12 protein-coding genes are annotated in these 13,964 nt (G+C 66.7%); 1 reads left to right on the top strand and 11 read right to left on the bottom strand.

Annotated elements, in window-relative coordinates:
* Positions 1–9 precede the first annotated feature (9 nt).
* The 3 genes from GXY35_11420 to GXY35_11410 are packed head-to-tail and all read right to left on the bottom strand — an operon-like array spanning position 10 to position 3,596.
* Positions 10–1,101: a radical SAM protein gene (locus GXY35_11420; protein ID NLW95186.1), complete on the bottom strand. Its 1,092-nt coding sequence runs from the start codon at positions 1,099–1,101 to the stop codon at positions 10–12.
* 6 nt (positions 1,102–1,107) lie between these two features.
* The gene (locus GXY35_11415) at positions 1,108–2,541 is read right to left on the bottom strand and encodes a radical SAM protein (protein ID NLW95185.1); all 1,434 of its coding nucleotides are present in this window, start codon (positions 2,539–2,541) and stop codon (positions 1,108–1,110) included.
* The gene (locus GXY35_11410; protein ID NLW95184.1) at positions 2,538–3,596 is read right to left on the bottom strand and encodes a radical SAM protein; all 1,059 of its coding nucleotides are present in this window, start codon (positions 3,594–3,596) and stop codon (positions 2,538–2,540) included. The genes GXY35_11415 and GXY35_11410 overlap by 4 nt, the downstream gene beginning before the upstream one ends.
* Positions 3,597–4,154: 558 nt before the next feature.
* On the opposite strand from GXY35_11410, the gene GXY35_11405 reads away from it, so the two are divergent.
* Entirely contained in the window at positions 4,155–6,371 is a 2,217-nt protein-coding gene (locus tag GXY35_11405; protein ID NLW95183.1) for a discoidin domain-containing protein, read from the top strand.
* 107 nt (positions 6,372–6,478) lie between these two features.
* Here GXY35_11405 and GXY35_11400 read toward each other — a convergent pair whose 3' ends face one another.
* The 8 genes from GXY35_11400 to GXY35_11365 all read right to left on the bottom strand — a co-directional run bounded on the left by GXY35_11400 (position 6,479) and on the right by GXY35_11365 (position 13,933).
* Positions 6,479–6,910: a hypothetical protein gene (locus tag GXY35_11400; GenBank protein NLW95182.1), complete on the bottom strand. Its 432-nt coding sequence runs from the start codon at positions 6,908–6,910 to the stop codon at positions 6,479–6,481.
* A gap of 156 nt (positions 6,911–7,066) precedes the next feature.
* Positions 7,067–7,798 (bottom strand): glycosyltransferase family 2 protein, encoded by a 732-nt coding sequence (locus tag GXY35_11395; protein NLW95181.1) that lies wholly within the window; start codon positions 7,796–7,798, stop codon positions 7,067–7,069.
* A gap of 14 nt (positions 7,799–7,812) precedes the next feature.
* The gene (locus GXY35_11390) at positions 7,813–8,802 is read right to left on the bottom strand and encodes a kinase (GenBank protein ID NLW95180.1); all 990 of its coding nucleotides are present in this window, start codon (positions 8,800–8,802) and stop codon (positions 7,813–7,815) included.
* The gene (locus tag GXY35_11385; GenBank protein NLW95179.1) at positions 8,799–9,665 is read right to left on the bottom strand and encodes an NTP transferase domain-containing protein; all 867 of its coding nucleotides are present in this window, start codon (positions 9,663–9,665) and stop codon (positions 8,799–8,801) included. Before GXY35_11385 ends, GXY35_11390 begins: the two co-directional genes overlap by 4 nt.
* Positions 9,662–10,423: an NAD-dependent epimerase/dehydratase family protein gene (locus tag GXY35_11380; protein ID NLW95178.1), complete on the bottom strand. Its 762-nt coding sequence runs from the start codon at positions 10,421–10,423 to the stop codon at positions 9,662–9,664. Before GXY35_11380 ends, GXY35_11385 begins: the two co-directional genes overlap by 4 nt.
* On the bottom strand, positions 10,420–11,385 hold the full coding sequence (locus GXY35_11375) for a GDP-L-fucose synthase (protein NLW95177.1): 966 nt from the start codon (positions 11,383–11,385) through the stop codon (positions 10,420–10,422). The genes GXY35_11380 and GXY35_11375 overlap by 4 nt, the downstream gene beginning before the upstream one ends.
* Before the next feature lie 14 nt (positions 11,386–11,399).
* A complete protein-coding gene (locus GXY35_11370) occupies positions 11,400–12,338 on the bottom strand; it encodes an NAD(P)-dependent oxidoreductase (GenBank protein ID NLW95176.1) in 939 nt (312 codons plus the stop codon).
* Positions 12,339–12,394: 56 nt separating this feature from the next.
* Complete coding sequence (locus tag GXY35_11365) at positions 12,395–13,933, bottom strand: hypothetical protein (GenBank protein ID NLW95175.1); 1,539 nt, start codon at positions 13,931–13,933, stop codon at positions 12,395–12,397.
* Between the last annotated feature and the right edge of the window lie 31 nt (positions 13,934–13,964).

The raw sequence follows: 13,964 nt of genomic DNA, 5'->3' as shown, positions 1-13,964 counted from the left end.
GATATTGTATCATACGGCGGACGGGGACGCCCTGTTGAACATGAGGCTCAGTTCCCGATGGCACATGTAGTTGCACGCGGCGCAGCCCTTCAGCTCCCTCCGCGCGGAATCATACGCAGTTGAGCGCCAGAACTCCCGCACACTCCCCCCTCCCAGGTTCCCGACCGGCTGCGCCATCCCGAAGAAATAGTTGCACGCGTAGACGTCCTCATACGCGTCGATGAAGATGTCGGTGTACGGGGCGAAACACCTGAGAACGGGCCTCTCCCCCGAGAAGAGCCGCCTGCAGTAGTCGAGGTACGCCTCGGAGTTGTCGATGAAGTCGGGCAGACGCATCTTCTCTTCGCGCAACCGCTCGTTGGCGCGCAGCAGCGACGCCGCCCGTTCCGCCGCGGACGGTTGCGACAGGCCGCCGAGATCCTGCGCCTCGAAAACCGAGAGGGTGTCCGCCCCGAGCCGGCGGGCGGCATTCACGATCCCCGCGACGTCATCAACGTTCCCCTCGGTGAGCGTGGCCGCGAGGGCGCAGTGGCAGCCCCGGCCGAGCAGGCGCCGGGCGGAGAGGACGTTGCGGACGGCCTCGCCCAGGCGTGCAAAGGCGCCCGGCACGCCGCGCTGCCGGTCGTGCATCTCCGGCGTCGCCCCGTCCATCGAGAGGGTGATCAGATCGACGCCGGCTTCGACGAGCGCGCGCGCAACGGAGTCCGTCAGCAGCATCCCGTTGGTGGGTATGTGCACGGTCAGCCCCGCGCGGTGGGCGACCGCCGCGAGCTCGACGATGTCGCTCCTCAAAAGCGGCTCGCCGCCGTAGAAGGAGACGCCGTACGCCCCCATCCTGGCCAGTTCCCCGATGATCTCCTTCGCCCTCTCTCCGGGGATCTCTTCGGCACCCCTTCGCACCCGCTGCGGGAAGTTACACATCGCACAGCGCTGGGTGCAGCGGTAGGTGAGCGCGAGGGTGGCCGAGATCGGGGCGCAGAACGTCCTCCCCCTCCAGGCCGACCCGATCACGGCGAGGGCGTTCACCGCCTGTCGGAACGCCCGGAGCGGGCGGCCGGAGCGCAACCGGCGGATGAGCACACGGGAGTACTTTTTCCTCATCGGCGCCTATCGGATCGAGAGAGCCGCCCTGGCGAGCGTCGCGAACTCGTGCCACGAGCGGACAGCGAGGAGCCTGCGGGCCACGTACGAGGGCCGGTAGTAAAACGCCCTGAAGAATTGTTTCTGCCGGCGGTCGAGCTCGCCAGGGGGGAAGACGGAAAAGTAGTTCCCCATCTCCGCGATCGCCCCGCGTCTGCCGAGGGTGTACTCCGCCCAGAAGTCCCTCCCCGTCTCCTTCACCACCTGGCTGTACAGTCGCGAGGGGGGGCACGGGGTCAACTTGTTCACCTGGATGAAGTCGCAGGGGATCGTTTTCGCGAACCGGATGGAGCGCTTGAGGGCGGGACGGTCCTCCCCGGGGTTTCCTATCATGAAGAACGCGAGCGTGGAGATGCCGGCCTCCCGCGCCCAGGAGAACGCCTCCCGCATCCGCTCGATGGACATCGAGCGCCCGAGGCGGGAGAGCACGTCGGGGTCGGCGGATTCGACGCCGAAGTGCATCTTAAAGCAGCCGGCGGCCTTCATCGACGCGAGCATGTCAGGCGAGACGAGATCCGCGCGCGTCCGCACCGACCAGGTGACGTCGAGCTTCTTCCGGCGGATCGCCTCGCAGATGGCCTGGACGCGCCCGGGGTTGAGCGTGAACGTCTCGTCCTGGAACCATATCTCGCGGATCCCGTGCCGCTTCCTGCACTCCTCCATCTCGGCGATAACGCTCTCGGCGCTGCGCATCTGGTGGCGGATGGTGCCCACGTCGCAGTAGGCGCACTTGAACGGGCAGCCGTAGCTGGAGATCATCACCGTCACAGGGTGGCGCTTCGACATCACGCACGAGTAGGCCTCGTTGGGCAGCAGGTGGCGCGCCGGGAACGGGACCCGGTCGAGCGGGACGCTGTCGGCGGTCGGGGGAACGCAGGTCACCCCTCCGTCGTCCCTCCGTACCAGACCGTCGATGCCGCCGACGTCCCGCCCTCCCTGGGCGATCGCATGGAGCAGTTGGGGGAAACTTCTCCACCCCTCGCCGACGATTCCGTAGTCGATGCATTCGTGGGAGAGGGTCTCGCGGGGGTAGAGGGAGAGGTGCATCCCCCCGACGATGACCGGGACGGGAAACGCCTGCTTGATCCGCTCGATGTAGGCGAGCGACTCGAGGAACGTCTCCGTGATCAGGTTATACCCCACCGCGATCGGATCGAATTCTCGGAGCCGCCGGACGATCTCCTCCGCGGAGAGCCGGAGGGCGAACGCCTCGACGTAGCAGACCTCGAACCCAGACTTCTCCAGGTGCCCCGCGAGGTAGGCGAGGCTGAGGTTGGGGAGTATCTGCGCCGTGTCCGTGTAGGCCTTCCTCACGCGCGGGGTGTACATCAGGTCGGGAACGACCTGCGGCAGGTTGACGAGCGCCACCCGCCCCCTTTTCCGCTTCCCGGAACCGTTCATATCCTCTTTCCGATGAGCTGCCGGCACCAGTGCATGATCGTTCCCGGATTCAGCGACAGGAGCAGGTTGAGCTCCACGTGGCACGCCTGCACGCACGCCGCGCAGGAGCTTTCGGGGAGGGCGCGGAACGCCTTGCGCATCCCGACCTCGAGGGCGTTCAGGTAGAGCTCCTTCCGGGCCCGTTCGAAAGTGGATCCGCACGGGTAGACGATCCCCTCCACGTCGATCTGGCAGAAGAGCCGGCCCGCCCGGCACGGCGGGTGCCCCGGGGGCCGGCGCGGGAGAAAAATCGCGCGGTGATCCTCCCAGTCGATGAAGATGCGCCTGAGACACATCTCCGAGTCGGCGATCGGCGCACCGGAGCGTTTCAGGGCGATGAGCTCGTTCCCGATGCGGCGGTGTTCCTCCTCGTCGAGGAGCAGTTCCGCCAGCGGGTGCTCCCGGCGGAACCCCCCCCCTCCCGCCGCCCCCAGCGGATAGTGAAGGCACTGGAAGTTGGTGACGAAGCCGTAGTTCCGGGCGGTTTCGAGGATGAACGGGATGAACTCCCTGTTGCGCCTGGTGAGCGTCGTGGTGGTGAGCGTGCGTATCCCGCGCTCCCTGAGCGCCTTGAACGCATCCAGGAGCAGGGGGAAGCTCCCCCTACCTTTGAGCTCCTCGTGGACATCCTTCAGCCCTTCGAAGCTCAGGAACACCATATCGGCGTTCTTCAGGGCCTCGAGCCGCCTCCGGACGAAGTGTTCGCGGACGGAAAGGGTCACGAGGAATCCCATTCCTTTCCCGCGCCCGATGATCTCTCCGATATCGTCCCTGATGAGGGGGTCGCCGCCGGTGAGGTGAAGACGCACGCACCCCATAGCCGCGAGTTCGTCCATGATGCGCAGGAGCCCCTCGAGCGGCATGTCCTTCTTCCCGCTCTTGGAGATGTCGCAGTAGGCGCAGCCGGCGGGACAGCGGTTGGTGATGTCGATCCAGACCGCCAGCGGCCGCCGCCTGCCCAGGAGGCGCTCCTCAAGAACAGCCTTTCCCGCCCGAAATAAATGCCGTATCTTCATGGACAAGAACGTGTTATGCAACGCCCGCCATCAGAGGGTGGCGGGGCTTCTTCTTCTCCTTGCAGTCCGGCGCGCCGCGCAAAAGTTTACAAAAACGCCACTGCGCCGGTGTGCACGCAAGGATGCGAAAACGATTATAGTATACTCGCGGCAGAGAAGTTAGACAAACCGGGGCCAAGCCGGATTTAGCGCTGCCGTATCACACGAGCGGGGCACCCGACGGCGACGCAGCGCGGGGGCAAGTATACTAAAGAACAAACACGCTGAAAGTGCAAATCCTGAATCCGCGGGCGACTGCGCAGGCCGCCGGATATCGCTTTTGCAGCGGCGGTTGTGTTTCGTGTTCATGCCGCGCATTGACGCTGTCGCAGACGCTGTCGCAGATTGACTTGCCCTCCGTTTCTTGATTAACTTCTGCGGGCGGAGACCGCCGCAGGGGCGCCTCACCATCATCTGCGAGAGACATTCCGGGAAAACAGGTGCGCCATTCCCCCGCGGGCGATGCGCGTCGTTTTCTCGTTTCCGCGCGCGGCGGACCGGCACTGCATCAAGGGGTATATGATGAGGTTATTCGCCATCCTGTGCGTGTTCATCGTGCTCGCGGTCGGATTCTCCTGGCCGCTGCCGCTCCATTTGGACACGGCGCTCGACAACGACTTCGACACGCTCATGTTCGCATCCGTGCTCCAGTTTTTCAGGGCCAACGTCCTCCGGCATCCCCGGGACCTCTTCGATGCACCGTTTTACCATCCGCATCGACAAACGCTTCCCTCCGTCTTTCACAACTACATGGTCGGGCTCGCGTACATCCCGCTCTACGCGCTCACCCGGAGCCCGGTGGGCTCCTACAACATCCTCCATCTCCTCACCCTCGCCCTCGACGCTTTCGCGATGTACATCCTTGTGCGCCATCTCACCGGCGGGGAGCTCCCGGCCATCGTCTCGGGGGCCATATTCGGCTTCTGTCCGGTCAGGACCGCCAACTTCCAATACACCCCGTTCGTGACGAACTACTGGGTCGTCTTCGCCATCCTTCTCCTCTTCAAATTCTCTGAACGCCTTTCCCGCGGCGGGGCGCCCGGCTTCACGCTCCTCGCCGGCTCTCTCGCGCTGTACCTCGTCCAGTGCCTCTCCGACATGGTGGGGGGGCTCTACCTGGGCCTCGCCTTCTTTCCCGTGCTCGCCTTCGGCCTCCTCGCCAATCTCAAACGACTCGGCCCCGGCGGGCTCGCGAGGGCCGCCGCCATGCTCGCCCTCCTCGCCCTCTGCCTGGCTGCGGCGACGGCCCCCCTGCGTGCGATCAGGAAGGGGATGGGCGAGGAGCGGGTCGCCTGGGACGCCGAGACGGTGCAGGAGATATGCCCCGCGATCTCGAGTTATCTCTCGCCGTCTCCGGGGAACATCCTCTACGGCAGGGCTACCGCGGGATTCTCGTTGAACGCCCGGCAGGTCAACTTCTTCGGCGCGGCGGCGTGGATCCTCGCCGCCATCGGTTTCTTTGCCGCCCGGAAGACGGCGCGTTTCCTCCCCGCGTACATGCCCCCGCTCGCGCTCGCCATCTGCCTCGCCGCCTTTCTGCTCTCGCTCGGGCCGTGGATATGTCTCACGCCGGGGGTGAAGCTCTGCCCCGGGCCCTCCATGCTCGTCTATCGTTTTTTCCCGGCGCTGAGGACGCTCGGGGGGCTGGGGATGGTCGTGCTTATTTACGTCTGCGTCATGGCCGGCTTCGGCGTGCAGTGGCTGGCCGACCGGCTCCAGTCGGCCCGTCTCTGCCGTCGGGGCGTGCTCGGCGCCGGGCTCCTCGCGATTCTGACCATCGAATATGCCAGCTACCCCCCCACCACGTGGGGTGAACCGTTCTATTGCGTGCCCCGGGACCCCCCCGCGGTATACCGATGGTTGATGGCGCAACGCGACACCGCTCCCGTCATCGAACTCCCGATGCCCTGGGAACCCGAGGAGATCGGGGGGGCGTTGGGTCTCGATACCGCCGCGATGTACTGGGCCGCCTTCCACGGGAGGCGAATCGTCAACGGCCAGACGGCGTTCGCCTACCCCGAGTACAAGATCATCGCCGACCAGATGAAGCGCTTCCCCTCGCGGGAGACCATCGACATCCTGCGCTCCCTCGGCGTCCGCTACGTCGTCCTGCACGTGGGGAGACTCCCGCGCCTGGAGTGGCAGTGGCAGCTTGTTCGCGCCCATCCCGAGGCGGCCTACGACTGGCGCGCGACGCTCGACCGCCTCGACCGCTTCGGTGGCGAACTGGCCCTCAGGGTGAAGGCCGGCGGCGACCGCCTCTACGAGATCCTCCCGGGCCCTTCCGCCCCCGCGATCCCCCCGGGCGCCCCCCTTCCCCGCCACGGATGGACGGCGACGGCGTACCCGCACCCGTCGGATGCCTCCCTGGCCATCAACGGCAGGGAGGAGACGGCATGGTCGACGCGGCACAACCAGGTTGCAGGCCTCTTCTTCCAGCTTGACCTTGGGCGTAGCGAAAAGATCGCCGGGATCGGGATGATCCTCAAGAGCGCGAACGAGTGCCCCAAGAACCCCCGCGTGGAGATCTCGAACGATGGCAGGAGATGGACGCCCGTCGACTACGGGGGGGCGTACCTGGATTTCACGCAGCGGCTGATCGCGGACCCGGGGGAGAAGCTCTTCCGGATCTCCTTCCCCGCCGTGAAGGCGCGCTACATCCGGATGACCCTCACCCGGATGGACAACCTCTACCCCTGGACCATCGCGGAACTGGAGGTCTACGGGGGGGTGTGAACGGCGGATATGGCGCGCGCCCGACGGAGCGAAATGCGCGTCAACGCGGGGGATACCCGGATCCAGGCGCCGCAACGCCGCTCGCCGCGCACCCGACCGAGCACATACTACACCGCGGCGCATACGGCGAGGAGGAGGCCGATGAGATTCGTCTGGCACAGGAGGGCCAGCGTACAGGCGATCCAGATGATGTCCGCGCGCATGCAGCAGAGCGCGCAGAAGAGGAATAGCAGCGCCATCCCGAGGGAGTAGCTCCGACTGATGATCCCGTACTCGAAGAGGGGGAAGTAGCCGAGGGCGCACAAGACTTTCTGTACCCGGGAAAAGGGCGCGGCGCGCACGAAAAGGCACACCGCACCCGTGGCGATGCACAGGTGCAATAATTGCATCCCCCGCGGATCGCGGGTCGCCCGCGAGACGCCGTAGAGGGGAACGTGCCAGAGGGCCGGATGGCTTTCATGGCGGGCATTGCGCAGCAGCTCGGCCGGCGTCGCGCTGTCCCGTGCGATCATCCACGCCTGGAGCTCGTCCCTCCACATCTCGTGACGCAGCATGCCGGAGAGGCACAGGAAGAAAAAGAGCGCGACGAGCGCGGATGAGAACAGCTATGAGGAACGGGACCTCGCACCACCCCGTCGAGCAAGACGCCGCCGTTGAGGTTGCGGCGGCGCGCATGCCCGCGCCCCCCGAGCCGTTCACCAGAGGGAGAGGCGTATCAGCGTGGAGAAGATCAGGATCTTGACGCCGGTCCAGATGATGCTCACCGGCTCCTTCCACCCGCGCCCGTGTCCCGAGATGCCGCCGTATCGGTTGAAGTAGGTGATCGGCACCATGGCGAACCGGCGCCCCGCGAGCCCCGCCCTGACCGCGATCTCCGCCTCGTAGATAAACCGGTCGTCCTTGAAGGCGACGCTTTCGATCGCGTCCCGCGTCCACGCCTTGAATCCGGTCGTGATGTCGCAGAACCGCTGCCGGGTCAGGAGGTTGACGTATCGGTTCACGATGCGGTTGCCCATCACACGGAAGAAGCTGAAGTCGTACCGCTCCACGTCGGACTCCTTCATGAAGCGCGCGCCGAACGAGAAATCCGCCTCGCCGGCGAGGATCGGCCGGACGACCTTCGGTATCTCCTCGGGCATGAACTGGAGGTCGGCGTCGAACTGCACCATCACGTCGGCGGACGACCGCCTGATCCCCACCTTGATCGCGTGCCCCTTTCCCCGGTCGTCGAGGTTCCGGATGACCGTGATCTTCGGGTTCCCGCGGGCCATCTCCTCGGCGATGTCGGCGGTTTTGTCGCTCCCGCCGTGGATGACGAGGATCTCGGCGTCGGGGACGGCCTGCATCGTCCTCCGCAGGCACTCCCCGATGCTCTCCTCCTCATTGAAACAGGAGATGATGACGCTCAACGCCGGTTTGGCTGCCATATCCGCCTTCCGCGTTACGGCCTGTAGAAGATGATCGTGCTTCCCTCGGTCTCGAACGAGAACTGGACCTCCAGGAGGGATCGCAAAGCCCTGCGGACCTTTTCCTGGTTATACGGCTCCACGTAGAGGAGGATGAACCCTCCCCCGCCCGCGCCGCACAGCTTGCCGCCGAGGGCGCCCGCCGCCCGGGCCGCCTCGTAGCAGTCATCGATCGTTTTGTTGGTGATGGCGCTCGACAGCTCCCGCTTCAGCATCCAGTTCTCGTGGAGCAGCGCGCCGAACTCCGAGAGGTCGTCGCTCTCGCAGAGGATCGAGGCCCCGCGGGGGACGAGCGCGGCGAGCGCCTCGAGTTGCCGGTCCACGTCACCTCTCTCGGTCTTCTCCATCTGCTCCCCGAGGATCTCGTGGGCGGTCCGCTGGAGGCCCGTGTAGAAGAGGAGCAGCCTGTCCTGTATCGCCTTGACCCGCTGCGGCGCCAGCGTCAGGTGCCGCACCTCCGCCTCCGTCCCCCGGCGGAACGACAGGTGAAGGAACCCTCCGAAGGCGCACGCGTACTGGTCCTGGAGACCGACCCTCTCCCCGATCATCTCCCGTTCGACCCGTACCGCCTCCTCGGCGAGGCGGCGCTTCTCGACCATCCGCCCCTTGTGGGCGTAGAGGGCATGGAGCAGCCCCACGGTGAACGACGACGACGAGCCCAGCCCCGTGCGCGCGGGGAGGTCCCCGACGTAGTGGACCTCGATCCCCTTCTCGATCCCCATGCTGCGCAGGCACTCCCTGACGGACGGGTGTTGGATCTCGTCGAGTTTTTTCGCGAGCTCCGTTCTGGAGTAGCTGATGCGGATGCTGTGATCGAAGAAGCCGCTCAGCGCGTTGACCGTGATGTACGAGTACTTGTCTATCGTGGCGCACAGGGTCATCCCGATATGGTCCCGGCAGTACTCCGGGTAGTCGGAGCCCCCCCCGAGGAAGCTCACCCGGACGGGCGTTCGCGAGATGATCATGCATCCCCCTCGGTAGCACGCGCAAGGCGCGGCAGATTGTTTCTCTTCACAAATCCGGGCGCGCGCGCGAGCGCCTCGTGCGTGCCGATGTCCATGAACGGGTCGTTCGCGCGGTACGCGTACAGCCCCCGCCCCGTTCGACACGGGAGGATGTCCTGCTCGAGCGAGAGGGGCGCGCGCCCCCGCATCCCCTCGATGAACCCCCTCCGCATCCAGTAGATCCCCGCGTTGATCCAGCCGCCGCCCGGGCATCCCTTCTCGGCGAAGCGCGTGATCATACCCGTCTCGTCGAAAACCACGGCGCCGTACCGGGAGGCGTCCCGGACACGGACGCAGCAGATCGTCGCCTCCCCGCCGCGGGACTGGTGGAACCGATACAACTCGCCCAAATCGCACAAACACAGCGAATCGCCGTTCAGCACGAGGAGGTCGGCGGAACGCGTGGCGGCGACGGCCAGATGGAGCGCCCCCGCGGTCCCCCGCGGCGCATCCTCCTCGGCGTACTCGATTTCGACGCCCCAGCGTCTCCCGTCGCCGAAGAACCCCCGCACCGACTCGCGGCGGTAGCCGGTGGAGAAGACAAACGACAGGAAACCGAAGCGCCGCAGGTACAGAAGCACCCACTCGAGGAACGGCCGCCCCGCGACCTCGACCATCGGCTTGGGGAGTCCGCCGAGCGCCCCTGCGAGCCTTCTGCCGAAACCTCCGGCGAGGATGATAACATCATTCCGGAAAAATGGGTATACCCCGGACGCGGAACGGCCAGGCGCGGCCTTTCCGGACCCTCCTCGCGGGGGGGAGGATCGGGGCGTATTCCCCGCGGCGCGTTTCTTCCCTTTATCCCCCCTTTGGGGCTGCATCACGACCGCCGCCGCGCGATGAAGGCGCGCACCGTATCCTCCGTCGAGGGGAGGCCGAAGCGGCGATGGGCCTTGTCCGTATTGACGTCCCATACCTCGGCGGGCAGGTCGTTCTCCCCCGCGAGGCCCGCCATCCCCTGCACCTCGGCGAGCGTGACGGTCCCCCTTCCGCAGACATTGAAGATCTCTTGTCCGCTCCCCTCCGCGAGCATCCGAAGGGCGATGCGGGCCACGTCGCGCGTGTGGATGAACTGAAACCTCGACTTGGTGCCGACCCAAAGCGGCGCCCCCGTCAGGATGTCGTGGATAGGCCCCTTGCGCATCCCCTCCCCCACCATCCCGCCGAGCCGGAGGATGAGCCAGTCGGGACAGTATTTCACGACCAGCTCCTCGGCGAGGCGCTTGTGGAAGCCGTAGCGGGACTGCGCGGCAGGGTCGAGGACGGCGTCTTCGGCGGTGCGCCGCGGATCGGACGGGTCGGGATAGACCGCCGTGGACGAGATATAGAGATACCTGCGGAAGGAGAAATCCGCGATGCTGTCCATTACGCTCAAGACGGAGAGCCGGAAGTCCCGAGCCGGTTCCTTCTCGGCGAGATACTTCTTCGAGTTCCCGTCGGCGTTGATCAACAGATCGCAGCGGGCGCCGCGCGCGCCGTCGTAGTCGTCGAGGTCCACTCCCTGGAAATCCAGACCCGCCGCCGCGCACGCCGCGCAGAACGCCGAGCCGACGAACCCCCGCGCGCCGAGGATGAGGATCACAGCCGCACGGTCCCCCGCGGATAGTTCTCCTCGAGCCAGGCGATGGTCTTTTCCAGCCCCTCGCGTAGCGTAGTCCTGCACTCGTAGCCGAGGAGGAGGCGCATCCGGGCGGTGTCGAAGATCTTGCGCGCCTGCCCGTCGGGCTTGGAGGCATCCCAGACGATCTCCCCCCGGTAATTGAACAGTTCGGCGATGAGTTGTACGAGCTCCCGCACCGAGGTCGCGGTGCCGGAGGAGATGTTGACGATCTCGGCCCCGTCGTACGTCTCCAGGGCGAGGACGATCGCCTCCGCGGCGTCGCCGGCATAGACGAAGTCGCGGACGGGGCTCCCCGACCCCCAGACCGTGACCCGGGGCGCCCCGCCCCTCCGCGCCTCGTAGAACTTCCTGATGAGGGAGGGGATGACGTGCGCGTCGTTGAGACTGAAGTTCTCGTGGGGACCGTAGATGTTTCCCGGGACGAGGACAATCGCGCGGAACCCGTACTGGCGCCGGTATGCCTCCGCCTGCACGGGGAGGAGACGCTTGGCGCTTCCGTACGGGGCCGAGTTCCGCTGCGGGGGGCCGTCCCAGAGCATCGCCTCGGAGATCAGCGGAGAACCCGTGTCCGGATAGGAGCAGCCGCACATGCAGGCCGCGTACTTCTCCACCCCCGCCCGCCACGATTCGTGCATCAGCAGGGTGCCCGCCGTCAGATTGTCGTAGAAGAACTCGGCGGGCCGCTGGGTGTTCACCAGGATCCCGCCCACGAGGCCGGCGAGATTCACCACGACCTGCGGTTTCGCCTCCGCGAGAAGCCGGCGGACATCGGCCTGCTCGCGGAGGTCGCAGTCGCGCCGGTCCGCTTGAACGACGTCGCGCGCCCCCCGCTTCTCGAGTTCCGCGAGCACGTGGTGCGCGAGAAAACCGTCCGCGCCCGCCACGAGGATCCTCTTCCCTCTCAGATCCATCCGATCGGCCATCGTTCCCCCCGCCTTCAGCAGTTGTACATCTCGGATTTCCCGATCATCGCGTACGCCCGGATGAGCTGCCGGATGCCCTCGTCCAGGCCGTGGGACGCCACAAACCCCTTCCTGTTGATCTTGTCGTTCGAGACGACGTAGTTTCTCTTGTCGGGGTCCGAGCCGACCTCCGCGAAGTGGATGTACAGTTCGGGGACCCGCCTCTTGATCGCGAGGGCGAGCTCCTCCTTGGAGATGTTCGCCTCGTTGAGGCCGACGTTGTACGGTTCGCCCTTCATCTGCGCGAACTGTTCGATGCAGAAGACGAAGCAGTCCGCGGCGTCCAGGACGTGCAGGAAGTTGCGCTTGAACTGCTTCTCGAAGATCACCAGGAAGCGATCCCGCACCGCGCGGAAGGTGAAGTCGTTGACCAGGAGGTCCAGCCGCATCCGCGGCGACACGCCGAAGACGGTCGCGAAGCGCAGCGTGACGGCATTGCCCCGCTCGAGCAGGATCCGCTCCGCCTCCACCTTGTCCCTGCCGTAGAGGGAGATGGGGGCGAGCGGGGTCTCCTCGGTGCAGAACTCCTCGCCGGAGGTCGTCCCGTAGCCGCTGTTCGTGGTGGGGTAGATCACCGCCTGGCCCGCGGAACTGATCTTGGCGAGCATCGCCACCGCGTGCAGATTGATGGACGTGCTCGACTCCGGGTCCCGCGCGCAGGCAGGCGCGCCCACAATGGCCGCGAGGGGGAGGATGACGTCCCTGTCCCGGACGAGGTCCCGCATCAGCCGCTCGTCCCGCACGTCGCCGTTGACGAAGGAGAAGCGCGGGTTGTCGAAGTACTGAAGCAGGCTGGTCTGGCGGTAGATGAGCTTGTCCACGACGGCGACGTCCATCCCGCGCGCGAGAAGGCGCCCGGTGAGCACCGAGCCGATATACCCCGCCCCCCCGGTCAAGAGAACCTTCATCATGATCAACCCTCCGGACGCGCAAGTATAGCATCTACCTCGCGCCACCCGCCACCCCGTCCCTAGTGCCTGCAGAATCCCCGGCACCGCTCCGGGAGATAGCCGACCCTGACGCCGTGCGTGGAGAAGAAGGAGCGGACCTCCCCCTCGTTTTGCCCGCCCCGGGGGACGAGGCCGCAGGCGCACCCCGCCGCGGCGAGGAGCCGCGGCGCATCGGTGAACGGGAAGAAGGCGTCGGCGGCGAACGCCGCGCCCGCCGTGGCGTGCCCGTGCGCATGCGCCCGCGCGACGGCGGTCTCGGTTGCCGCGACGGTGGAGGGGCCTCCGCCGACGCCGATGAGCGCCCGGTTTGCGGAGAGCGCCACCTCGTTCCCTCCGTGATTCGAGGTGTACGCGGCCGCCCAGGCGATGAGAAGGTCGTCGAGCGACGCCGCGTCGAACATCCCCGAGGGCCACTCCAACTCGCCGAGGTCGAGAAGGTAGGACGGGTGCGGCTGCCTGAGGAAGCCGCCCCTGACGCCCCGATAGCTCCAACGGTCCGCCGGGGGGGGTGGATCGGCGAGGGCGGGGTTCAGAAACAGCTTCCGCCGCGCCCTCTTCCCGAGAATCTCGACCGCATCGCCCGAGAACGCCGGGGCGGCGACGACGTCGAGCATCCAGCCGGGGCTCCCGTGGAGTTCCCCTCTCCGCGCGCTCCGCAGGAGACGCTCGGCGCGCGCGCCGTCCAGTTCGAAGGTGACGACGACCTCCCCCCCCCAGACCGCCGCCGGGTCGCCCCAGAGCGCCCCCTCGATGGCCTCGAGCGGGTCCGTCCGGTCCGCCGACAGGCCGCAGGCGTTGCCGTGCTTGGCCGCCACGGCGATGTGCGGGAGGCCGCCGCCGAGCCGCCGGTAGGCCCCGGCGAGACGGCACAGGGTGGCGACGACACTGTCGAGGTCGGCCATGTTGGTGAAACACGGCGTCTCTCCGGAAATCCGTTCGAACCGATGCAGGGCGAGCGGGTCGTCGTTGCCGGGGCATGCGGCGAACAGGGAGGCGGGTTCCTGGTAGGGGTTCTCACCGTGGGCGAGCCGCGTCTGCTCGACGCCGCGGATGCCGGCGCGAGGAGGTATTTCCGTTCGGTCGAGAAGGGCGCCATAGTGGCCTTCGATGAGACGCAGCGCCTTCGCGGCGAGGCGCTCCCGCTCGTCGGCGCGGACGGCGCCGCGCTCCTTCACCATCGCCGCGACACGGGCCATATCCTCGTGCGCCGACACGGCGATGCGCCCCCCCTTCACCGCCAGCGCGAGCAGCGTCATCCCGCCCACGTCGTTCCCCTGCGCGAGGGGATACGGGATGTCGTACACGAGTTCTATGCGCTCCCCCGATCCCGGCGCGGTCAGCGCCGCCTCCACCTTCGGATGGAGCGTGGGGGGAAACGAGTACCGTTCCACGGTGCCCGTGAACTCGTCGATGCAGACCGCGGGGATGCCGGCGGTCCTGAGGGCGCCGTAGGCGTCCGGCGTGGCCACCACCCGCCAACCGTTCTTGATGAATATTGTTCCGAATTCGGCGATATTTCGAAGGTCGCTGACGGAGAAGAGCGCGATGGGTCCGGTCACTGTGTCCGCCTCGCGTTCTGAACAAGTTTCA

This window comes from Chlamydiota bacterium (assembly GCA_012729785.1).
Taxonomy (GTDB): domain Bacteria; phylum Auribacterota; class Tritonobacteria; order UBA1439; family UBA1439; genus UBA1439.
Note: the sequence above shows the minus strand (reverse complement) of the source record. Positions and strands in the feature narration are given on the sequence as shown.

Excerpts from the sequence above, each read along its gene's own strand:
- GXY35_11375 (NLW95177.1), bottom strand. The coding sequence starts at position 11,385 with ATGGCCGATCGGATGGATCTGAGAGGGAAGAGGATCCTCGTGGCGGGC.
- GXY35_11410 (NLW95184.1), bottom strand. The coding sequence starts at position 3,596 with ATGAAGATACGGCATTTATTTCGGGCGGGAAAGGCTGTTCTTGAGGAG.
- GXY35_11400 (NLW95182.1), bottom strand. The coding sequence starts at position 6,910 with ATGTGGAGGGACGAGCTCCAGGCGTGGATGATCGCACGGGACAGCGCG.
- GXY35_11405 (NLW95183.1), top strand. The coding sequence starts at position 4,155 with ATGATGAGGTTATTCGCCATCCTGTGCGTGTTCATCGTGCTCGCGGTC.
- GXY35_11420 (NLW95186.1), bottom strand. The coding sequence starts at position 1,101 with ATGAGGAAAAAGTACTCCCGTGTGCTCATCCGCCGGTTGCGCTCCGGC.
- GXY35_11390 (NLW95180.1), bottom strand. The coding sequence starts at position 8,802 with ATGATCATCTCGCGAACGCCCGTCCGGGTGAGCTTCCTCGGGGGGGGC.
- GXY35_11395 (NLW95181.1), bottom strand. The coding sequence starts at position 7,798 with ATGGCAGCCAAACCGGCGTTGAGCGTCATCATCTCCTGTTTCAATGAG.
- GXY35_11415 (NLW95185.1), bottom strand. The coding sequence starts at position 2,541 with ATGAACGGTTCCGGGAAGCGGAAAAGGGGGCGGGTGGCGCTCGTCAAC.